The sequence below is a fragment of the Tardiphaga sp. genome, from assembly GCF_028290495.1.
GTDB lineage: Bacteria > Pseudomonadota > Alphaproteobacteria > Rhizobiales > Xanthobacteraceae > Tardiphaga.
In genome coordinates this window covers 1-19873 of sequence record NZ_JAQGJT010000044.1, presented here as the reverse complement: position 1 = coordinate 19873, position 19873 = coordinate 1, and the positions used below count along the sequence as shown (strand labels likewise).

At 58.9% G+C, this 19873-nt stretch carries 16 protein-coding genes; 5 read left to right on the top strand and 11 right to left on the bottom strand.

Going from position 1 to position 19873, the window contains the following annotated elements:
• Nucleotides 1–2: 2 nt before the first annotated feature.
• Together JWQ24_RS07870 and JWQ24_RS07865 are read left to right on the top strand one after the other, a co-directional pair.
• Nucleotides 3–995, top strand: coding sequence for a DUF1839 family protein (locus JWQ24_RS07870; RefSeq protein ID WP_299806376.1), 993 nt, complete (start codon nucleotides 3–5; stop codon nucleotides 993–995).
• Between the two features lie 25 nt (nucleotides 996–1020).
• The gene (locus tag JWQ24_RS07865) at nucleotides 1021–3501 is read left to right on the top strand and encodes a glycoside hydrolase family 2 protein (RefSeq protein ID WP_299806374.1); all 2481 of its coding nucleotides are present in this window, start codon (nucleotides 1021–1023) and stop codon (nucleotides 3499–3501) included.
• A 391-nt stretch (nucleotides 3502–3892) separates the two neighbouring features.
• On the opposite strand, the gene JWQ24_RS07860 is transcribed toward JWQ24_RS07865, so the two are convergent.
• The gene (locus JWQ24_RS07860; protein WP_299806372.1) at nucleotides 3893–4165 is read right to left on the bottom strand and encodes a hypothetical protein; all 273 of its coding nucleotides are present in this window, start codon (nucleotides 4163–4165) and stop codon (nucleotides 3893–3895) included.
• A gap of 897 nt (nucleotides 4166–5062) precedes the next feature.
• Between JWQ24_RS07860 and JWQ24_RS07855 the strand changes: the two genes are divergently transcribed.
• Complete coding sequence (locus JWQ24_RS07855; protein WP_299806370.1) at nucleotides 5063–5728, top strand: hypothetical protein; 666 nt, start codon at nucleotides 5063–5065, stop codon at nucleotides 5726–5728.
• Between the two features lie 5 nt (nucleotides 5729–5733).
• Entirely contained in the window at nucleotides 5734–6855 is a 1122-nt protein-coding gene (locus tag JWQ24_RS07850) for a DNA adenine methylase (protein ID WP_299806520.1), read from the top strand.
• Nucleotides 6856–7443: 588 nt separating this feature from the next.
• Here JWQ24_RS07850 and JWQ24_RS07845 read toward each other — a convergent pair.
• From JWQ24_RS07845 to JWQ24_RS07815, 7 genes are all read right to left on the bottom strand, one after another.
• A complete protein-coding gene (locus JWQ24_RS07845) occupies nucleotides 7444–7665 on the bottom strand; it encodes a tautomerase family protein (protein ID WP_299806368.1) in 222 nt (73 codons plus the stop codon).
• 37 nt (nucleotides 7666–7702) lie between these two features.
• Nucleotides 7703–9676: an NAD(P)/FAD-dependent oxidoreductase gene (locus JWQ24_RS07840; RefSeq protein ID WP_299806367.1), complete on the bottom strand. Its 1974-nt coding sequence runs from the start codon at nucleotides 9674–9676 to the stop codon at nucleotides 7703–7705.
• On the bottom strand, nucleotides 9673–10491 hold the full coding sequence (locus JWQ24_RS07835) for an alpha/beta hydrolase (protein WP_299806365.1): 819 nt from the start codon (nucleotides 10489–10491) through the stop codon (nucleotides 9673–9675). The genes JWQ24_RS07840 and JWQ24_RS07835 overlap by 4 nt, the downstream gene beginning before the upstream one ends.
• 133 nt (nucleotides 10492–10624) lie before the next feature.
• Complete coding sequence (locus tag JWQ24_RS07830) at nucleotides 10625–11386, bottom strand: SDR family oxidoreductase (RefSeq protein WP_299806363.1); 762 nt, start codon at nucleotides 11384–11386, stop codon at nucleotides 10625–10627.
• Nucleotides 11387–11413: 27 nt separating this feature from the next.
• A complete protein-coding gene (locus JWQ24_RS07825) occupies nucleotides 11414–12205 on the bottom strand; it encodes an SDR family NAD(P)-dependent oxidoreductase (protein WP_299806361.1) in 792 nt (263 codons plus the stop codon).
• Between the two features lie 82 nt (nucleotides 12206–12287).
• Nucleotides 12288–13589 (bottom strand): MFS transporter, encoded by a 1302-nt coding sequence (locus JWQ24_RS07820; RefSeq protein WP_299806359.1) that lies wholly within the window; start codon nucleotides 13587–13589, stop codon nucleotides 12288–12290.
• Nucleotides 13590–13785: 196 nt separating this feature from the next.
• Nucleotides 13786–14802: a LysR family transcriptional regulator gene (locus JWQ24_RS07815; protein ID WP_299806518.1), complete on the bottom strand. Its 1017-nt coding sequence runs from the start codon at nucleotides 14800–14802 to the stop codon at nucleotides 13786–13788.
• A 197-nt stretch (nucleotides 14803–14999) separates the two neighbouring features.
• Between JWQ24_RS07815 and JWQ24_RS07810 the strand changes: the two genes are divergently transcribed.
• Entirely contained in the window at nucleotides 15000–15146 is a 147-nt protein-coding gene (locus JWQ24_RS07810) for a hypothetical protein (RefSeq protein WP_299806357.1), read from the top strand.
• A gap of 830 nt (nucleotides 15147–15976) precedes the next feature.
• Here JWQ24_RS07810 and JWQ24_RS07805 read toward each other — a convergent pair.
• The 3 genes from JWQ24_RS07805 to JWQ24_RS07795 form a co-directional block, all read right to left on the bottom strand.
• Complete coding sequence (locus tag JWQ24_RS07805) at nucleotides 15977–16327, bottom strand: response regulator (protein WP_299806355.1); 351 nt, start codon at nucleotides 16325–16327, stop codon at nucleotides 15977–15979.
• 28 nt (nucleotides 16328–16355) lie between these two features.
• Nucleotides 16356–17564 (bottom strand): response regulator, encoded by a 1209-nt coding sequence (locus tag JWQ24_RS07800; protein ID WP_299806353.1) that lies wholly within the window; start codon nucleotides 17562–17564, stop codon nucleotides 16356–16358.
• A 19-nt stretch (nucleotides 17565–17583) separates the two neighbouring features.
• Nucleotides 17584–19873 (bottom strand): response regulator (locus JWQ24_RS07795; protein WP_299806351.1); only part of this gene is annotated, 2290 nt, incomplete at its 5' end.

Genomic DNA, 19873 nt, shown 5'->3' with positions numbered 1-19873 from the left:
CCTTGCAAACCGCTTGCGCCATCGATGGACTGGATCCCGCAACCTATGCGCGTCATGGGCTGCATGATCCCGCGCGCAACTGGCCCGAGACCAACTGCTACGTCGATCTGCTGATCGAAGTGCTGGGCCAACGCGGGCATAATCCCCGAGCCGCGCTGGCTTTTACGGTTGCGCAGGATTACGAGGGCGACCAGTTCACGTTTTTCAAGATTCCGGCCGCCGATCTCGCGCTGCTGTACGGTGTCGAGATTCTGGAGCTCGCTATCTTCGACCAGCTGGAAGATCACGCGCGCGTGCAGTTGGCGCGTGGCCGTCTGCCACTGATCGAGGTCGATTCTTACTATCTGCCGGATACCCGCGGCATCACCTACCGCCGCAGCCACAGCAAAACGACAATCGGCGTCAACGTTCTGGATTCGGTCAACCGCCGGCTCGATTACTTTCACAATGGCGGATACTTCCGCCTCGAAGGCGAAGATTTCGACGCGCTGTTGCGGCCCGCACGTGAAAACGGTCTGCCACTATTCCCCTATGTCGAATTCATCAAGTTCGGTCCGGCGCCGTCTGCACACGAGCAGGTCAAAATATCTCGCATGCTGCTTGCGCAACATCTACGTCGTCGTCCGTCGCAGAATCCATTTACGGCATGGGGCGAAGTGATCGGCGCCGACATCGCCCGGCTGATGGAACGGCCTCCCGAGTGGTTTCACACTTACGCTTTCAGCACATTGCGTCAGGCCGGTGCGAACTTCGAACTGCTCGCGTCCTATTTGGCGTGGTTGCAAGAGCACGGTGATCCCGCGCTGGAGCGCGCCAGGCTGGCCGCGGAGGCGATCGCTGGCGGCACCAAGATTATGCAGTTTCAGTTTGCCCGCGCCTCGGCCCGCGGCAAAGTTCCTGATATGACGGGTGCCATCCGCCAGCTCGCGACCGATTACGACATCGCCCTCGACAGCCTCATGAACAAGTTCGTCGCTCGCGGTGCCGTAGCTTGATCGCCACATCGGCCCATTGATTGCCATGACCGACATCCGCGCCATGACGGGACGCAAGGTGAAGCCGCTCGACAGCGGCTGGGAACTGGCGCTGTCGCCCCCTCAGGCATGGCAAGAGCCCAGCGGGTTGAGTGAGGCAGTCTGGTTGCCCGCTATCGTCCCTGGAACGGCCGCTGGCGCGCTGCGGGCCCTCGGACAATGGAGTTTCGATGACCCTCAGCCTCTGCACGACAAGGACGTCTGGTACCGGCTCCCTATCAGTGGACGCGGCAAGCGTAAGCTACGGTTCGAGGGACTCGCGACATTCGCTGAGGTTTTCCTCGACGACAGGCTCATCCTGACTGGCAGCTCGATGTTCGAGCCGTATGAGGCCGATATCATCCTCGGCGGCGAGCATTGGGTCCATATCGCCTTCAGGAGCCTCAGCCGGGTGCTGGCAGGAACGAAAGGTCCCCGGGCACGCTGGAAGACGATGATGATCGAGGAGCCGCGGCTGCGGTTCCTGCGCACCACGCTGATCGGGCATATGCCCGGGTGGTGTCCGCCCGTTGATGTGGTCGGCCCATACCGGTCTGTGCAACTGATGGAAGAGGGACTTGTTCGCGCTGGCCATGTCGATCTGCGCAGCCGGCTCGAAGAAGCCGAAGGCGTTCTGACGCTCGCGCTCGATCTGTCGGGGGTGGCCAAAGGCGTGATGCCGGTCCTGCGCTGCGCCGGGGCGGAGGCGCTGCTGATACCACTCGACACGGAAGCACCGCTGTCAGAGCCGACGCGTTGGCAGGGCACGCTGCGTATCCCCGATGTGGACCTGTGGTGGCCTCACACCCATGGCAGCCCGACGCTCCATGCTGTGACTATCGACATCGGTGCCGTCCGAATCGACCTCGGAGAGGTAGGATTTCGCCGGATCCAGGTCGACCGCGGACCGGACGGAAATGGCTTCACCCTGCATGTAAACGGCGTCCGCATTTTCTGCCGCGGCGCATGTTGGACGCCGATCGACGTGGTCAGCCTGCAGGCATCTGATGCGGATTACGCGCAGGACCTTGGCCTGATGCAAAATGCCGGCCTCAACATGGTCCGTCTCAGCGGCACCATGGTCTATGAGGCCCCGGCGTTCCACCGCCTCTGCGACAGGCTCGGCATCATGGTCTGGCAGGACATCATGATGGCCAATTTTGACTATCCGTCGGATGACGCCTTTGCTGAAGTCATCCGCAGCGAAACCACTACGGTCGTTCGCCGGTTGAGCGCGTCGCCGTCACTAGTCGTAATATGCGGCGGCAGCGAGGTCGGTCAGCAGGCTGCGATGATGGGCCTGCCACGCCAGATGCGCGACGTGCCATTGGCGGAAACTGTCATTCCTGAAGTTCTGGCCAGCTTGTGTGACGTCGCCTATGTGCCGGGTTCGCCGTCCGGCGGCGCGCTGCCCTTCGTGGCCGAAGCCGGCCCGTCGCATTATTACGGCGTGGGCGCATATTTGCGGCCCCTCGACGATGCGCGCCGCGCCAATGTCCGCTTTGCCTCCGAGTGCCTCGCTTTCGCCAACCTGCCGGACGATCGCCACTTCGCTGACCATCGGCTCGATCCTGCCAGAGATCCGGAACGCTGGCTCGCCGGCGTGCCGCGTGACGGCGGCGCGTCGTGGGATTTCGACGATGTGCGCGAGCATTATCTTCAGGCGCTGTGGAACGAAGACGGCCGCAGCCTGCGCCTCAGCGACCCCGGGCGCTGGCGCCGCCTTTCGCGCGCGATCACAGCCGAAGTCATCGAACGGACGATCGACGAATGGCGCCGCCCAGCCTCCACCACCGCTGGCGCGCTGATATGGCTGTGGCGCGACCTGCAGCCCGGCGCAGGCTGGGGCCTGCTGGATTCCTGCGGCCGTCCGAAATCTGCCTTCTACGCATTGCGCCGCGCCTCGCTACCGCTGCGTCTGTCAATCACCGACGAAGGCACCAACGGGCTCTATCTGCATCTCGTCAACGACACGCCGCGGGCCGTCACAGGCAAACTTACGTTGCGCTGCCTGAGAGACGGCAAGACGCCGGTGATCGAAGCGGTGCGCAATGTGACCATCGCGCCGCATGCCGGGCTTTCAATTGGGGCGTTCGAGATACTCGACCGGTTCTTCGACGCCGGTCACTGCTATCGCTTTGGGCCAGCAGCGCATGACACCGTGCATGCAACGTTCGCAGCCGAGGACTCTGATCAACCTCAAGAGGCCTTTCATTTTCTTTGTCCCCCGACGTCAGCGGTTGACCAAACGATTGGCATTGTGCTTGGCAAAGACGACGCAGGTTTCTTTCTCGACTTGCAAGCCGCCACGACGACGCGTTTCATTGAAATCGCGGACAACGAATTCCTGCCCGACGACAATTATTTTCATATGGCGTTTGGGCATCGCAAGATCGTGCGCCTGGCACCGCCCCAGCATACGTCCGATAATTTGCGCCCATCGGGGCGGGTCTCTGCGCTCACTCTGAGAGGTAACGTCAAATACTGACCGGGCAGCGCCAGCTAATTCTTTCAGTGGCCTGTACATGGGAGAGCGGGACCCGCCATATCAACCGGATCGCGTGCGGTATGTCGATCAGGACGAGGGAGCGGCAGAAGCCGTGCTGGGAGTTAGAGGCGCAATGGTGGTAGCGACAGCGTCCCGCTCCGCCCGACGAGCCCACAAACCCGGTATTTCCGCCACCCAGCCAGCCATTTCAGTTACCTTGACCGGGTCAGGCCCGTCGCAGTGCCAGCACGCATACCGTTGCTCCGCCGATCCCACTTTCGGCAGAGCCATGGTCATCTTTGCGTTGCACCTGGGACAGATCGGATAGTCGATCATGAGTTCACGAGCACGGCAGGCGGCGGGCAGCAGGAACTGGTCGTGATGCACCGCTTCATTGCCATGAAGCGGCAAGCGACAGACTTGCCCTGAAAACTACAGTGTTCTGATCGTCTCGCACACTCACTGCAAAGACCCGCGTCATGCCGTCTGGCAGGCGGTCAGAGGCGATGCTCACGATCATCGCTACGGCTTCCTCAGCGAGATCGGCCTTCGACATGTCCGTTCCGAGTGGATCGGAATGGTTCACCGCGCCGTCATCGGTGACATCGAAAAAGTATAATGGCATCGGCAGCCACCTCAACCTCCCCGAAGCGTAGTCCTTCATCGTCAGAATGTCGGCTCGGTGACGGACATTAGGTCTCGAATGCACCGTCGCCACGTCTTGGCCTGTACTTACTATTTGCCCTCGCGGAAGTGGAGCTCTCCATCAAAGGACCGACGCTCGACGGCGCAATCATGAACTCCAAGCAGCAGGCCGTACGTGACGCGCCAAGGCGTCTTGGCCGCAATGGCACAAGCCAACGCCGAAGCGACCGAGGGAGCCCAGCGGGGCTGGCAAGCTGGGCCGGGTGACGCAGCGGCAAGATGATCCGTGTGGCCCGATCAATGCTTTTGCTTCGAGGACGGAAGCCACTCACCCGCCAGTTTGGTCGGAGGCGGTGATGCGTTTAGACACCTTGGCTGCACCGATCCGGGCTACTGCTTCGCGAGCACGCCGAGGACAGCTACCGCATCGACCTTTGCGCCGATTGGTATGGCTGCGAGATCGACGAAGAAGTCCGGGTTGTGGTTCGAGTAGGGGAACGGGCGGCCCTCCGCATTTCTTGCGGGCGATCTTCACGCAACGAGACATCTCGCATACTACGCGCAGCTCCGGGCCGCTCTTTCTATATTGGGATCTCTAGGCATTGGGATTTTCAATGGCATAAACTTCGTAATTAACTCTAACGGCGCCGCGGTGAGGTTCGACCCGCCGGCCCCGGGAGAGCCTATGCGGGGCAAAGGCACCCATGACGCCGTTTGGGGGGCACTGAGCGGATGGGTTAGTGACCCGCAATCGGCGCGAGATTTCCTGAAGCTTGTGCGAATAGGCGGCTCTTCGCTCGCAAACTGCCTGGATGCAATTTGGCCCGGTGCAGCTGCGTCTGCCGTAGCCGGAACCCTTATCGAGGCCTGGGGAATTGACCTGAGACGCGGCAGGGATGAGCATCGCAGTCGAAATATGTCTAGCTACAACGCTCAGGCGTTTGAGCCCATGCCTGACGTTCCAGGCGAGCGCCTCGATTTTATTGAAGGGCTATGGGCACTCTTTGAACCCACATCTTCTTCTAGCTTTGACCAACTTGACCGATTTCTACTTCGTTCAATGCTCTGGCAACAGCATGACCTGCTGGCAAACGGCACTAGCAAAGAAAGCGGCGCCATTGCACGCCGCTACGCGGAACTTCCTGACGTCATTCGCAGGATCGCATCTGAGCATTTCCTGACCGGCATTAGTGAGCCGAATGAACCGACATTACTAACGTATGCTCGTTCGACCGCTTCTCCTGCTATGGCCGCCGAGATGCTTGCGAGGGCCTACCTGCTGCTGCGCGCCGCTACTGCTTTTACGATATCAAACTTCAATGATGCTGGAGTTCAAGTTGGCAATGGCAATTGGCGCCCCTGGATAGACCCATACGCGGAAGCAAGAGGGTTTTGGGATCCCGCCGCTCCTTTGCAACAACCCGCTGACTTGTGGGAGGACGTCAAATTGGCTCTCGCAGATCTGACATCATCAAGATCCCCCGTTCCGATTTCAATGAACGCGTGGATGAAGCGTGTGCCGCTTGGTTTGCCCACCGTATCAGAAGCGGAACGAATTGGCGTATGGAGCTTAGGCTCGTGAAGTATATGGGTTCAAAGCGCTCAATGTTGCTCAATGGCTTAGGCGAGGCCATTCAGTCTGCCGTGCCGGGCCATAAACGCTTCGTCGACATGTTTACCGGCTCTGCTGCTGTAGCTTGGCATGTAGCTCAGAAGTACGATGTGGAAGTTCTGGCCGGTGATCTTCAAAAATACTCTGTCGTGCTCGCTTCGAGCGTTATTGGGCGCACTAAGCCACTGAAAAGAAAATGGCTAGAAGACTGGGCTGACAGAGCAACAACATGGGAAGCAGCTTCGGACTTCGTCGGTCGAACCAAGCGATTGCAGAAGCGAATAGCGACGGAGGACATTAAGTCTACTTGCGACCGCGCACGTGATTTATGCGCCGAGATGCCCTATCCGATTTCGAAGGCATACGGTGGCTATTACTTCAGTCCGCAACAATCTCTAACTATCGATGCACTTCGCGCGACGCTGCCCCTCAATAAAGACGCGCGGTGCGCCGCACTAGCTTCTCTTATTTGGGTAGCAAGCCGCTGTGCTGCGGCACCCGGCCACACCGCACAGTCGTTCAAGCCGAACCTAACCGCCGGCGAATTTCTGAAGGCTGCATGGCAGAGAGATGTCGGTGCATGCCTACACCAGTCGTACGACGCAATAGCTCCAATGTTTTCGAAGCGGAAAGGCGCAGCCACAAAGACGGACGCCAATGACATGGCTTCAACTTTGAAGGAAGGCGATATCGCGTTTCTTGATCCACCATATTCGGGTGTTCACTACAGTCGGTTTTATCATGTTCTCGAAACGCTCGTTGGCGGCAAACTCGTTGCTGTCTCGGGAGAGGGCCGATACCCCGAAATCGGAAAGCGGCCCCAGTCGAAGTACAGTCTCGTCAAATCTTCGGAGGATGCGTTCGAAGCGCTTCTGAAAAGTTTGGCGAGCGTTGGAACTGATGCCATCATCACCTTTCCGGCGGGAGAGGCATCTAATGGCCTTAGCGGGGAAAGAGTTACGGAGCTCGCCAATCAGTTTTTCCGCATCAAGTCTTCAAAGGTGACAAGCCGCTTTTCCACGCTCGGTGGCAATTCGCGCAACAGAGATGCTCGTCAGCCATCCGAAGAGATGATTTTGACGCTGACGGCTAGGTAAACCGAGTGGCATGTCCTGCCCATCACCCCAATAAGCATGGGTACAAACATGGGCAACTGCGTGGCCCACGCGAAAATGGCTTCACCAACAATGACTTACGGAGAAATCTGGCGGAGGGAGAGCATCTGGGGTCGAACCTTCTCCGCGTAAATCAGCGCGCCTGCCGGTGAATCAGCGCTCACCAAGGACCATCGCTATTCGACCAGGCGGGTGGCGCCCGTTTGGACCCTTTCGGAGGTACGGTTCTCATCCGACGGCCACGATCAGGACACGCTCCGTGTCGGTCGATGCCACGACAGCCCACACCCCGCGCAAGAGCTTCCGCCGCGCGGCCTGACGCTGAGAGCCTGCGAAGGTCCGGGGGCGGCCCATACAGTCTCCGTGAGCCAGGAACGCCGGTTTCCGACCTACACCCGCGTCCGACTCCGCAAGCGTATCTGAGACCATCTGGGCTGCCAGTTTTGCGTCCGAGCGACTATTCCGGTTTCGGATGCCCGAGCGCTTCTTCCAAGCTCTCAGATGCGCCGCTACTATCCGCCAACAGACGTCATTCGATTTTTCGACTACAGTAGAATCGAACCATTATTTCTATTTTGAGGTCTGCTTGTAAATGGTGTCCATCTTCGAGATAACATCTGGTTGATAAACTTTATTGTCCCAATCTTCTGGAGCAACATCTTCGATTCCAACAGAGATCGCGCTCTCTTTTGAATTTAGAACTCTTACTATGGTCTTGGTAATTTCCTCAGCCAGAGTTTTCTTTGTCTCTTCAGTGCGGCCTGGATAGAGCTTTACAATCAAGTGGGGCATTTGCGTCTTTCGGGTTATAGTTGCAGGAGCGCTTCGCTCAGGCTTTCACCAGATCATAGTCGCCAAGATCAGCGTTTTTGGTAAGCCGCCAGTATTCGAGCAGGGAGAACGGCCAAGTCTGCGATGCCCTCCCGAAGCGATTTCGGTACCAGCTCGATACTTTGGCAACGCCCCAAGCTTTCGTCAAATTGCCGGCGTCGACGCGCTGGTTGTAGTCGTCGAACGGCACCTGCCGCACGTCCATCTCGGCGTAGTTGCCGGCCAACAATCCGTAGATCGCCGACAATGCATATTCCACGGCGCATTCCGCCGAGAAAATGGCGCTGCCGTTGACGACAACGCCGGTCGTAGGCCCGCCCGTCATGAACAGGTTCGGGAAGCCCGGCATGGTGATGCCTAAATAGGCGCGGCAATCTCCTGCCCACCAGTCGTGCAAATCCTTGCCGGCCCGTCCAGTGACCTTGATCGGCATCAGATAATCCGACGCCTCAAAACCGGTCGCAAGCACGATCACATCGACCTCATGCAACTGTCCGTCGTCCGTGACGATCCCGCGTTTGTCGATACGCTGTATCTTGTCAGTGACCAGTCTCGCATGCGGCTGCTTCAGCGCGGCGGCCCACACGCCGTTGTCCCGCAACATACGCTTGGCGCCGGGCGGATAATTCGGCGTCAACTTCTCCAGCAGGTCGGGGCGATCGGATAGCTGCTTCTTCAGATGCTCGATGCATTCGAGACGAAGTCCCTCGTTGGCGCTTCCGACCGATATTGGATGGTCCCAGCCAGCTTCGACTTCGACCAGCGGCAGCCGCCCCTCCGCCGCGATCCAGAATTGCCAAAATCGGAACCAGCGCCCGTAATACGGCACATGGTGAAGCAGCCAGGCCATTCCGGGCTTGATCTCCTCGTGATAATTTGGTGTCGGCAGCATCCAGGGGGGGTTGCGCTGGAACACTTCGAGCGCAGAAACCGCGTCGACGATTGACGGTACGATCTGGTAGGCGCTGGCGCCGGTGCCGATCACGGCAATGCGCTTGCCCTCAACGTCAAAGCCCGCTGGCCAGCGCGCGGAATGGAACAGGTCGCCTTGGAAGCTTCGCAGACCGGGGATATCCGGATAGGCCGGCTTATTGAGTTGCCCGGTCGCGGTGATAATCGCGTTGAACGTCTCGGTGCGGATCTTGCTCGCGGCATTGCGCGTTTCGATGGTCCAGAGCGCCGCGGCGGCATCGTATTGCATTGAGAGCACTTCGGTCTCAAATACAACGTGCTGCCGCACAGACGTCTCGGAGGCAACGCGCGAAATATATTTCTGGATCTCGGTCTGCCTGGAAAATTGTTCCGGCCAGTCCTGCTTCTGCGCGAAGGAGTAGCTGTACGCAAAATTCGGAGTATCCAGCCGGCAGCCGGGATAGATGTTTTCCCACCACACGCCGCCGACATCCGGATTCTTCTCGAACACGGTATAGCCAATGCCGGCCTGCTCTAGCCGGTGCGCAGCAGCAACACCGGACAGACCGGCACCGATCACGGCGACCTTGAAGTCGCGATCCGGCGCCAAGTCTGCCTTGATCCAGTCGGGCGCGCCGAGATCGCGGGGCAGCGCCAGTTCGTGCTTCAGCAGCGGAATGTACTCGGCCCCCGCGCCGCGCGCGATAAAGCCCATCGCGCGCTCCAGCAGTGGCGTCGCCGGATCCGGCGCGGGCGAGCCGCTATCCCGGTAGGCAATGATCGTCTCGACCGCGAGCCGCCGCGCCTCGGCCTGAGCCTCCTCGCTCATGCCGCCTTGCGGCTTGATCGACGCGCCCATTCTGGGCGGCGGCGGCCGCAATTCCTCTGCCAGCAACCGGTCATCGCCCGTCAACGCGGCGAGCGCGGCCAGCAGGGAAGGAAGATCGGCATCCTCTACTGCAGCCGCGATCCCGGCGTCGTCCGCCACGATCGGGTCGACCTGATCGAACCTGCGCAGACCGTTCAATGCGTGAGGCGTCTGAGAAACCGCAATGTTCATTTTGAATCCTCCGCGCGTCCGAAATAGTTCTTCGCTACGCGACACACTTCGGCGGGACATTCAATGTTTGGTTCGTGGCCCGCATCGATCGTGACCGCGGCGAGTTTTGGTGACAATACCGCGAGCCGCTCGGCCCAGCCGCCTTCGAGCAGGGGGTCGCGCGCGCCGGCCAGCAAAAGAGACGGAATGCTGGTCAAGGCCAGCCGCGCCAGATAGTCATCGGGCGGAACGGCACGGGTCACGGACGGATTCTTCAGCCGCGGGGCCATTAGCGTTTCCCAATGCCCGGGGATCAGGCTGTTATCGTGGCGCTGCTGGACGTGCGCCTCCATCCCTGTCGCCGATCCCGCGATCAGTGCCGTAAGCTTCGCCGCCGATGCTAAGCTCGGCGTGTAGTCGGCCAACGCCTCGATGCCGGACTGCAGGCGATAGGGTCCGCCGGATCCCGAGATCGAAATCGCGCGGCGGATATGCCAAGGGTTGCCTGGCTCCACCGTCGCCCGCATGATTAGCGAGCCGCCAAACGACGAACCGAGATAGTCAGCCTGGTCGATCCCAAGTTCGCGGACTAGGCCCGCGATGTGCGGAATGCGCGCAGCATAGGGCGACCGGTCGAAGTAGACGACCTTGTCGGTGCCGCCCCACCCGAGCAGCTCCGGCGCGTAAATGTGATAATGCGGCGACAGCTCAGCGATGACGTCGTTCCAGCACAATTCCGCTGTCGTTCCGAAAGCGCCATCGTGAATTAGAATTAGCGTCGGCTTGCTGCGATCGCCGGCTTCCAGGTACCGGGTCATAAAACCGCCGGCAACCACTGACTTCGCCTCGAACTGCGCTGCAACCATTATATTTCCTTCCAATCATGCACTGCCGGGCCTTACTAGCCTTGTGGACAGCGAGCCGGCAGTTTGATGTGCTGATAGCTGCCATCGTCAGCCGTGATACGGCTCAGTTCATCACCGAACCGCCATCGACCGACAGCGTTTGCCCGGTGACGAAATCGCTGGCGGCAGACGCCAGGAAAATCAGGGCGCCTAGCAAATCGTCCGGCTTCGCTTCGCGCTTCAGCGCGCGTGACGCGATGTTGTTGGCGATTACGGTGTCGGACCAGCTAGGATTGTTTTTCATCGCCTCGCTCATCGTCAATCCGGGCGCCAGCGCGTTGACGCGAATGCCGTCGGCGCCGAGTTCGCGTGCGGCGGCGCGGGTCAACGAGATGATAGCGCCTTTCGACGCCACGTAATGCGGCAGGCCAGGCGAACCCTTGATGGCGGTACCGGAGGTGAGATTGATAATCTTGCCGTATCCATTAGCCTTCATTAGGGGCGCTCCCGCTTTAATGCATTCGAAAGTGCCGCGGACGTTGACGGCCATCACCCGGTCCCACTCTTCGGAGCTGACACCGACTAGCGTCGTGAGCTGGATGCCGCCGGAGATCGCGGCGTTGTTGACGAGAATGTCGAGACGCCCGAACCGGTCAACCGCTTCACGGGCAAACTCCTTGACCGACTCGGAACTGGTGACGTCGAGCGTCATGCCGTGTACCTCGCCGCCACGAGCGCGCACGCTCGCGCATGTCGTCTCCGTCGAGGTAACATCGCCGACGAGTACATTCGCACCCTGTTCCGCGAGCGCCAGCGCGAAGGCGGCGCCTAATCCCTGTGCGGCGCCGGTGACGGCGGCGACCCTGCCTGCGAGTAGCTTCGACATGTAATTCTCCAGAGTCTCGGCATCAATTCAGGATGCGGTAGCGCCGCCGTCGATCGGGATAACGGTGCCAGTGATGTAGCTCGAGGCCGGAGACGCCAGCAGTAATGCCAATCCCTTGATCTCGTCGGGCTGGCCGAGCCGGCCCATCGGCACGTCGGCAATAAATCCCGCAGCGACGTTGGCGTCGTGCAGGCGGCCCTGGCCAATATCGGTGAGGAACGGTCCGGGTGCGATCGCATTGATCGTGACATTGTGTGGCGACAACTCGATCGAACTCTGGCGGACGAGATTACTAATTGCCGCCTTGGTGGCGGCATAGGCATAGCCGCACATCCGCTCGCCGCGAACGCCAGCCACCGACGCCGTCACGATCAGGCGACCAGAGCGCTGCTTCATCATATGCGCCGCCGCCGTGCGGATCGTTACGAAAACGCTGGTGAGGTTGATCTGTAACAGCCTGTTCCAGCGATCAAGATCGACCTGCGCCATCCCGCCGTTTTCGGCGAGCGGCCCCGATCCCGCCGAAAGGCCGGCATTGGCGAACACGATGTCGAGCCTACCGAACCTTGCTGCTGCATCATCGATCGTTCGCGCCAGCAGTTCTATGTCGGCGACGTCCACGACCTCTCCGTGCACATCGAGCCCCTGCGCGCGCAGACGCTTCACCGAAACATCGAGCGCTTCCGAATTGATGTCGGTCATGACGACGTGCGCGCCCGATTGGGCCGTGATTTCGGCCATTGCGAGGCCGAGACCTTTTGCGGCACCGGTGACAAACGCCACTTGGCCATCGAGATTGAACATTGAATGACGGTCCATTATACCCTTCGTGGTGTCGATGCAGGAGTCTGCCACCAGAATGCAAGGCGGTGTCACGCCGCGCTATTCCCGCAACGCTTGCTTAGGCCGCCGACCGCGCCTTCGTCTCGATCACCGCGAAGGAGCGGCCCGCCGTTTCCGGCAATAGCAAAGCGGCCACTGCGCAAATCACTGCGGCGGCAAAGCCCACCATCATGCCGCCCGCCATCCCGTTGCTCGAATGAGCGGCAACGACCGGCACGACGAACGGTGCAATGCTGCCGACGCCACGGCCGACCATGTAGATCGTCGAGACGGCGGTCGCGCGCAATTCGACAGGATAGAGCTCGGAGAACCAGCAGCCGAACATGCCAGCGGCCGTTTGGCCGAGTCCCCAGAACACGTACCAGCCAAACAGTGGCCAAACGAGCAGCGATCCGGGAAAGCTCGCACCCGCCGTTGAATAGATGCCGATGAGGCCAATGATGCTGATCAGCGTCGGGCCGACCACACCGATTTTACGGCCAAGACTGTCGGTAAACCAGCCAAATACCAGAAAGGCCAGAGCGAGCCCGGTCGAGAATACGATCGTTACAGTACGGATAGCTTCCGATTCGGCTCCCAATGCGCGCATGTAGCCCGGCATGAAGATGGTGACGGCGTAGAACGCGAACATGTAGCCCGATACGATTAAGAAACCGAGGATCGTGTAGCGCAGCGACGCCCCTTTGAAGATCTCGATCAGTGGATTGGCGGCGGCCGCCTTTTCCGGTGGCAGTTCGCCAGCTGCGCGCATGCGCTCATATTCGAGCCATAGCTTCGATTCCGGCATCCAGAAGCGGACATAGACCATTAGCAAAATGGGGGCACCGCCGGTTAGTAGCGCGACGCGCCAGCCCCAGTCCGGGCTGAACGTGCTCAGTGACCACACCGCGACTATTGACGCCGCCGCGATGCCGCCCGTTGATGCCGCCTGCACCACGGAACTACCGAAGCCACGTCTGTTTTTGTCCCAAACTTCGTTGAACAGAACGATTCCGGCGCCCCATTCGCCGCCGAGACCTACGCCGGTGATGGCCCGCGTCACCAGCAACGAATTGAAATCCCAAGCGAAGGCCGACAGAATGGCGCCGACCGAAAACAGCCCGAGCGTCCACATCAGCGAATTCTTGCGACCGATGCGGTCACCCAGCCACCCGAAAAGCACGCCACCTATTACCGAGCCGGCAAGCGTTACCGTTGTGATGACGCCGGCTTCTGTGAGCGAGATATTGAGGGACTTCTGGATAGCCCCCATGATGAACGCGATGATGAGAATATTGTAAAAGTCGAGACCGTAGCCGAACAGCGTGGAAATCAGTACGCTACTCTTCTCTTTGCGGGTGTAAGTGAGCGGAGGTTGCATTCCCGTTTCCCCTTTGACGTTTTTAGCGCGCGCCTTTTTGGCGGACGCACGAAGTGAAGACGATCATCGGGTCGGCCGAGAATATTTGACCGAAGAGAGGACGCAGCGCTTCTTGCTTGCGAGCGACAGTAAGGAAACCGGCCGGCGTCGATAGCGATGCTTGGCTGATATCTGCTATCTCGAAAGCTGATAGCGACTAAATTTGCGATGGGGAGGCCGTGAGCTCCTTCCAGATGGCATCGACGTGACGCAACTCGGCCTCAATGGCCGCAATGAATTGCCGCGCTGCAATATTTGGCGGGCGCCTCTTGTCGTAGACGAGGTAGAGATCGAACGGAATGTCGGGATTGACAATCGGATAGATGTACATCCCGGATCGGCCAGACTCGCGGCATAGTGACACGAATGGCGTCAGCACGCCCCAGTCCGAATACCGCGCCAGCTGGAAAGCGCCGACGGTGCCATTGATTTCGATGGTCTTGGCAGTCCGGATGAATCCCTGATCGATGTATTTTTGGACGAGAGAACCGAAGCTTTGATTTTGAGCAGGCAAGATTAATTTCAGGTTCTCGGCCTGGCTTAGATCGCAAGGCCGGAATGATGCGCCATTAACAGGCGCGCCGGACATCAGCACGACGCGGTCGCTGTAAATCAGCTTCTGGATTAAGCCGCCTTCTTCCGACGGGCGTACCCCGAGAGCAAAATCGACGCTTCCCTCGCGCACCCAGTCAATCAATGTTCCAGTATATGCTTCGGAGATCGTCAACTGAACCCCGGGATATCTCTCCATGAACGGCAGCAGGACGTCTCGCAGCACGCCGCGGTTGAACGACCCCGGCAGTCCCACCCGGATCACGCCGGAGACCGCCGCCAGATCGCTCGCGCCCGACAATTCTTCGCGCGCTTCCGCCAGATTACGTGCGATAAGCACGCAGCGATCGTAGAACTTGCGACCGGCTTCGGTCGGCTCAACGCCGCGCGGTAACCGGTTGAAGAGAAGCACGCCGAACTCATCTTCGATGCGGCGGATCTGCATACTGAGCGCGCTTTGCACCACGTTGGCTTTCGCTGCCGCCTTGCTGAAACTGCGCTCCTCGTATACCCACATAAAATAACTGATTTGTTTCAGATCCATTCCGGCCACTTCCTTGTACACCTCATCTTTACACGCAAATAGCCGCGGCGAGAACAGGTCCGCAGCCTGGTTCGTCACCAAGTGCCATCCGCGGACGCGTTGCCCAGTGACGCGATCGCTGACTCGCGCTCGATAGTCGAAGACGCGTAAGCCTGGTATGACTTTGAACACGTAACCGTCGCAAGCCAGACCATGGCTGAAGGACGGTATCTGTCAGATTGACAGATACCGAAAGGCGGCCGAACGGCTAGCCTTGAGGGTACCCAAGACCAAAGATGAGCGTCAGCACCAGAGTTCGATTTTTCACAACGGGCCAGATCGACGCGGCGATCTTTGCCGAGCTCCCGGTCGACAAAGCCTTCACCTGCAATAGGCGGATCAACCGGCTGCCGCTAATCTACGAGCAGCGCATGACCGCCTAAGCGATCGAGCGCAGGGTACCAAGGACCAAGTTCGCTCGGCGTTGGGCACCGATATCCGCGGTATTGCGCGGAAATTGCAAGTACTCGACGGCATCGGTGAAGAGAGTTGACCGGACTGTTCAAGAACAAGTTTGCCCGCAGGCGGTGTCCGTCATTTGACGCAAGGCGGAACCGTTAGGCGGTTCGAGGCGAAGGGATGAAGATCAACGCCGACAATAATGCCGTCAGCTATGCCTCCGCCTTACGCCAAAGTCGCACTTCGAACTGGTGGATGCGCAAACGCCGATACTATAAAGGCATGACCGCGTAGCGATTGCACCGATGGAGCGCGAGCTTTCGCGTCTGTAGGAGCCGATCACCTCGATCCAGAGAAGCTATGGTAGAAGCACCTGCATGTAACGATCGCGGAGGGGTATGTTGGCAACCGATCGGTAGCGAGCGCGTTGCGTGCTATCTCGCGTAACGCCAGCCGGAGTTGTTGGGTCAGTTTCGCAAGATCGCTGACCTAACTACGACGTTGCCAAGTGAAGCAGTGTAGCGAGGCGCCAATGAGCGCTTATGGAATATTGGCAGAGTGATCTGCCGCATAAGCCCAACCACTCTGACCTCTACCGAGTCCGGACCGGCGTCGCCGCCGAGCACTCACTAAGCCTTTTAGGATCGGGCCGACCGCCGTCGTCGCCGATGCTCACTAAACGATGAGTTTCCGTGCCAAACGATGGCAATGTTGCAATGGCCGGGCATTCAGCGCTTTCTATCGCCACTGCGACCTAATATCGTCTGGTGATCGTTCCACATTGTCAGCAGAGCAAGTTCAGACTTGTTGCGTCCTATTCGGCAATCGAACTTAGCAAAGCTGCAACCAGTATCGCGGGCTTGACCGGCTTCGGTAAAAGCACCTCGTCGTGAAATCCAGACGGAAGGCGATCCCTGGGGACCGCCGACAGGAACAGGAAAGGCGTGCCTCGCGAACGCAATACAAGCGCGACGGCTTCGGTTGTTTCATCACGCAGGTTAACGTCAAGCACAGCGGCGTCGCACCCCTCCTCGCTTATCAACCTGAGTGCCTTTGCGACCGACGGCACGGGCCCGACGACCTGGAAACCGGCTACAGTCAGCTGATCCGCGATATCAATCGCAATGATCGCCTCGTCCTCCACAACCAAAACACGTACGGTCATCCCCACACCCCGTATTCAACAAAAGCGGTCATACCGACAAGGCCTCTAGAACATTGTTCAAGGGGCAAGAAAACCTCCAAATCAGGCCAGTTGAACGATAGTCCAGAACGGTCTCGCCATCGAGACCCATCTCTACCATTTTTGTGACAACCGTCGTTCCAAACCCTCGATGGGAGGGAGCGCAGATGGGAGGTCCATCGACCTCAGTCCAGCTAATTGAAAAAATTGGCTCGGCGCGGGTGTCGTCGGTCTCCCAGACGATTTCGATCCGGCCCTTTTCACACGATAATGCTCCGTACTTGACCGTGTTGGTGGCCAACTCGTGGACGACCATTCCCATGGACTGCGCCGCGGCAGAGGACAAGTGAAGGCGGGGACCGTCGAACAAAATTCGTTTCCCGACAAGGTCGTCGAAATGAGCAAGCTGTCCACAAATGAGATCGGAAACATCAATGCTTCTCCACTGGCTCTTGACTAGAAGGTCATGACTTACGGCCAGCGCCTGCACACGGCTCGAAAATTTTATAACAAACTCCTGCGGGCTGGTGGCCGCGGTCTGCTGAGCGATCGCCGTGACGACGCTAAGTAGATTTTTGGAGCGGTGATTGACCTCGGCCATCAACAGACGGACTTGTTCCTCGGCCCGCTTATGGGCTTCGGTTCGGTCGAGAACCCGCTGCTCCAGCGTATCATTGAGTTCGCTCAGTCTCATTTGTACCAGACGGCGTTCCGCCACTTCGGTAGATAGCGCCCGGTTGGCCTCCTCCAGTTGGCGCTGCTTCACGAACAGCTCGACAAGAACAGACACTTTGGATCGGAGAATGGAGGGATTTATGGGCTTCAAGAGGTAGTCGACCGCACCGCTGTGGTAACCTTCGATGACGTGCTGATCCTCGTTGTAATAGGCCGTTAAAAAGATGATTGGCACCTCGGACGTCTTCTTGCGCTCTTTGATCATCTGGGCAAGCTCGAACCCGGTAATGCCGGGCATCTGGACATCCAGAATGAGCACGGCGAAATCGTACCTGAGCAGCGCTAAAAGCGCCGTATCGGCCGATTCAGCGCGAATCAGCCGATATCGAGGCGATTCGAGCACGGTTTCAAGCACGGTTAGATTCTTCGGCTCATCATCGACGATGAGGATGTTAGCTACGCCGCTCATGCCGTCTGCCGACGCAACATCCGCGCCTGTTTGTGACGCCTGATTGCTATTGGGCTGAACACTGAGAACACTCATCTTGCGAAGCCGCTGCTTTTCATCGGTAGAGCCATACTTTCATGAGCGAAAGAAGCTGGTCGGTATTGACAGGTTTCGAGATATAATCGCTCGCCCCGGCCTCAAGGCATTTCTCTCGGTCTCCCTTCATTGCCTTAGCCGTAAGCGCCAGAATCGGAAGGGTCTTAAATTTCGGGACGGCCCGTATCCTGCGTATGGTCTCGTATCCGTCCATTTCGGGCATCATGATATCCATCAGCACGAGGCTGATATCGGGCGTATTTTCGATCAACTCGATCGCATCTTTGCCCTTCGTCGTACTGACGACGTCGACCTCGTGGTTCTCTAGCAGCGAGGTGAGCGCGAAGATGTTGCGGGCGTCGTCGTCGACCACCAGCACCTTGCGGTTCCGCAGAATTTCCTTCGAGCCGTGAAGCCGTTCGATCATGGCCTGCTTGTGGGATGGCAAATCAGTAACGACGCGGTGCAGGAACAACGCCGTTTCATCCAAGAGCCGCTCCGGCGACTGAACATCCTTGAGCACGATGCTTTTGGCCATTGACTTAAGTTTCAACTGCTCCTGCAGGCTCAGATCCTTGCCTGTGAAAACGACCACGGGGATGCTGGCCACGGTCGGCTCCGAATGAAGTCGTTCAAGGAGTTCGAAGCCAGTCATATCCGGCAGGCGTAAATCGAGCACGATGCAGTCGAACAGGCTTTTCCTAAGAGCTGCCAGTGCTTCAGCTCCGCTTCCGACCGGCACCAGTTCGATATCATCATGGTCCAGCAATTCTACGATCGATCCGCGCTCGATGTCGTTGTCCTCTACAATCAACAGCCGCTTCGTGCGCGGCAAGGTAAACTCCCTCAGACGGTCGAATGCCGCCTCCAAGCCGTCGGTGGTCGGCTCTTTCACGAGGTATGAGAACGCGCCATGCGACAGGCCGTGATGCCGCTCCTCCTCAAGAGTAACAATCTGGACCGGGATGTGGCGCGTCAAGGGTTCGAGCTTGAGCTGATTTAGCACAGTCCAACCGAGCATGTCAGGGAGGAAGATATCGAGCGAGATGGCGGTTGGCTTGTATTGGCGGGCGAGCGGAAGAGCCGCCGCTCCGCGGGTCGTGATGATGCCCTTGAAGCCCTTGTCTTGCGCCAGTCCGAGCAATATCCGGGCGTAGTGCACATCATCCTCAATGATCAAAAGGACTGGATCGTCCTCGACGATGAGGTCACGATCGTCCTCAATGGGCTCTTCGCGCACGAGCGGCAGCACCATGAGTTCACGGGCCACGGGCGGCCGTGCGGCGGACCCTTCCGAACCCGCGATGTGCGCGCTCTCGCGCCCGGGGAATTGCGCCGGAAGAAAAAGCGTAAACGTACTTCCTTTGCCCGCCTCGCTGGCAAGCTTTATCTCCCCCCCCAGCAGCGCCGCGAGTTCCCGACTGATGGCCAGACCGAGACCGGTTCCGCCGTATCGCCGTGATGTGCCAGCGTCGGCCTGCTGGAACGCTTCGAAGATCAGGCGCTGTTTTTCAGGCGCAATACCAATGCCGGTATCTTCGACGGCGAACGCGACCACCTGCCCGGCTTTGCCGAGCACTGGATGATTGGCGCTCCAGCCTTGGGTGGCCATTCCGACTCTCACGTGGACATGCCCTCGAGCCGTGAACTTAACCGCGTTCGAAAGCAGGTTCTTCAGTATCTGCTGAAGGCGCTTGTCGTCGCTCTCCATAAACCGCGGCAGGTCTGGCGCGAAGCGGACGGCAAATGGGAGGTTTTTGGCTTCGGCCACATGCCGGAAATTGCGTTCGATGTTTTCCCGTAGCCGGTCGAAGGTGATCTCCTCCACTTCGACCGTGACCGTGCCGGACTCGATCTTGGAAAGATCCAGAATGTCATTGATGAGGTTTAGCAGATCGGAGCCCGACGAATTGATATTCCGTGAGAACTCGACTTGCCGATCCGACAAGTTACCGGGGACGTTTTCCGCAAGCTGCTGGCTTAGGATGAGGATCGAGTTGAGCGGCGTGCGCAATTCATGTGACATGTTAGCCAGGAATTCGGATTTGTACTTGGACGTAAGCGCCAGCTGCTCGGCCTTCTCCTCCAGCGCGCGCCGAGCCATCTCGATTTCGAGATTCTTGTTTTCCACCTGCTTCTTTTCGTTTTCGAGCAGCTGCGCCTTCTCCTGCAGTTCCTCGTTGGTCGCGTGAAGTTCTTCCTGCTTGCGGGTCAGTTCCGTCTGGCGGGCCTGCAGTTCCTGGGTAAGCAGCTGCGATTCCTTGAGGAGCTCTTCGGTGCGCATGGTCGCAGCGATCGTGTTGAGCACG

Bases quoted from the DNA above. Each gene is read 5' to 3' on its own strand.
- JWQ24_RS07865 (WP_299806374.1), top strand. From the start codon at position 1,021: ATGACCGACATCCGCGCCATGACGGGACGCAAGGTGAAGCCGCTCGAC.
- JWQ24_RS07860 (WP_299806372.1), bottom strand. From the start codon at position 4,165: ATGAAGGACTACGCTTCGGGGAGGTTGAGGTGGCTGCCGATGCCATTA.
- JWQ24_RS07855 (WP_299806370.1), top strand. From the start codon at position 5,063: ATGTCTAGCTACAACGCTCAGGCGTTTGAGCCCATGCCTGACGTTCCA.
- JWQ24_RS07850 (WP_299806520.1), top strand. From the start codon at position 5,734: ATGGGTTCAAAGCGCTCAATGTTGCTCAATGGCTTAGGCGAGGCCATT.
- JWQ24_RS07845 (WP_299806368.1), bottom strand. From the start codon at position 7,665: ATGCCCCACTTGATTGTAAAGCTCTATCCAGGCCGCACTGAAGAGACA.
- JWQ24_RS07840 (WP_299806367.1), bottom strand. From the start codon at position 9,676: ATGAACATTGCGGTTTCTCAGACGCCTCACGCATTGAACGGTCTGCGC.
- JWQ24_RS07830 (WP_299806363.1), bottom strand. From the start codon at position 11,386: ATGTCGAAGCTACTCGCAGGCAGGGTCGCCGCCGTCACCGGCGCCGCA.
- JWQ24_RS07825 (WP_299806361.1), bottom strand. From the start codon at position 12,205: ATGGACCGTCATTCAATGTTCAATCTCGATGGCCAAGTGGCGTTTGTC.
- JWQ24_RS07820 (WP_299806359.1), bottom strand. From the start codon at position 13,589: ATGCAACCTCCGCTCACTTACACCCGCAAAGAGAAGAGTAGCGTACTG.
- JWQ24_RS07810 (WP_299806357.1), top strand. From the start codon at position 15,000: ATGAGCGTCAGCACCAGAGTTCGATTTTTCACAACGGGCCAGATCGAC.
- JWQ24_RS07805 (WP_299806355.1), bottom strand. From the start codon at position 16,327: ATGACCGTACGTGTTTTGGTTGTGGAGGACGAGGCGATCATTGCGATT.
- JWQ24_RS07800 (WP_299806353.1), bottom strand. From the start codon at position 17,564: ATGAGTGTTCTCAGTGTTCAGCCCAATAGCAATCAGGCGTCACAAACA.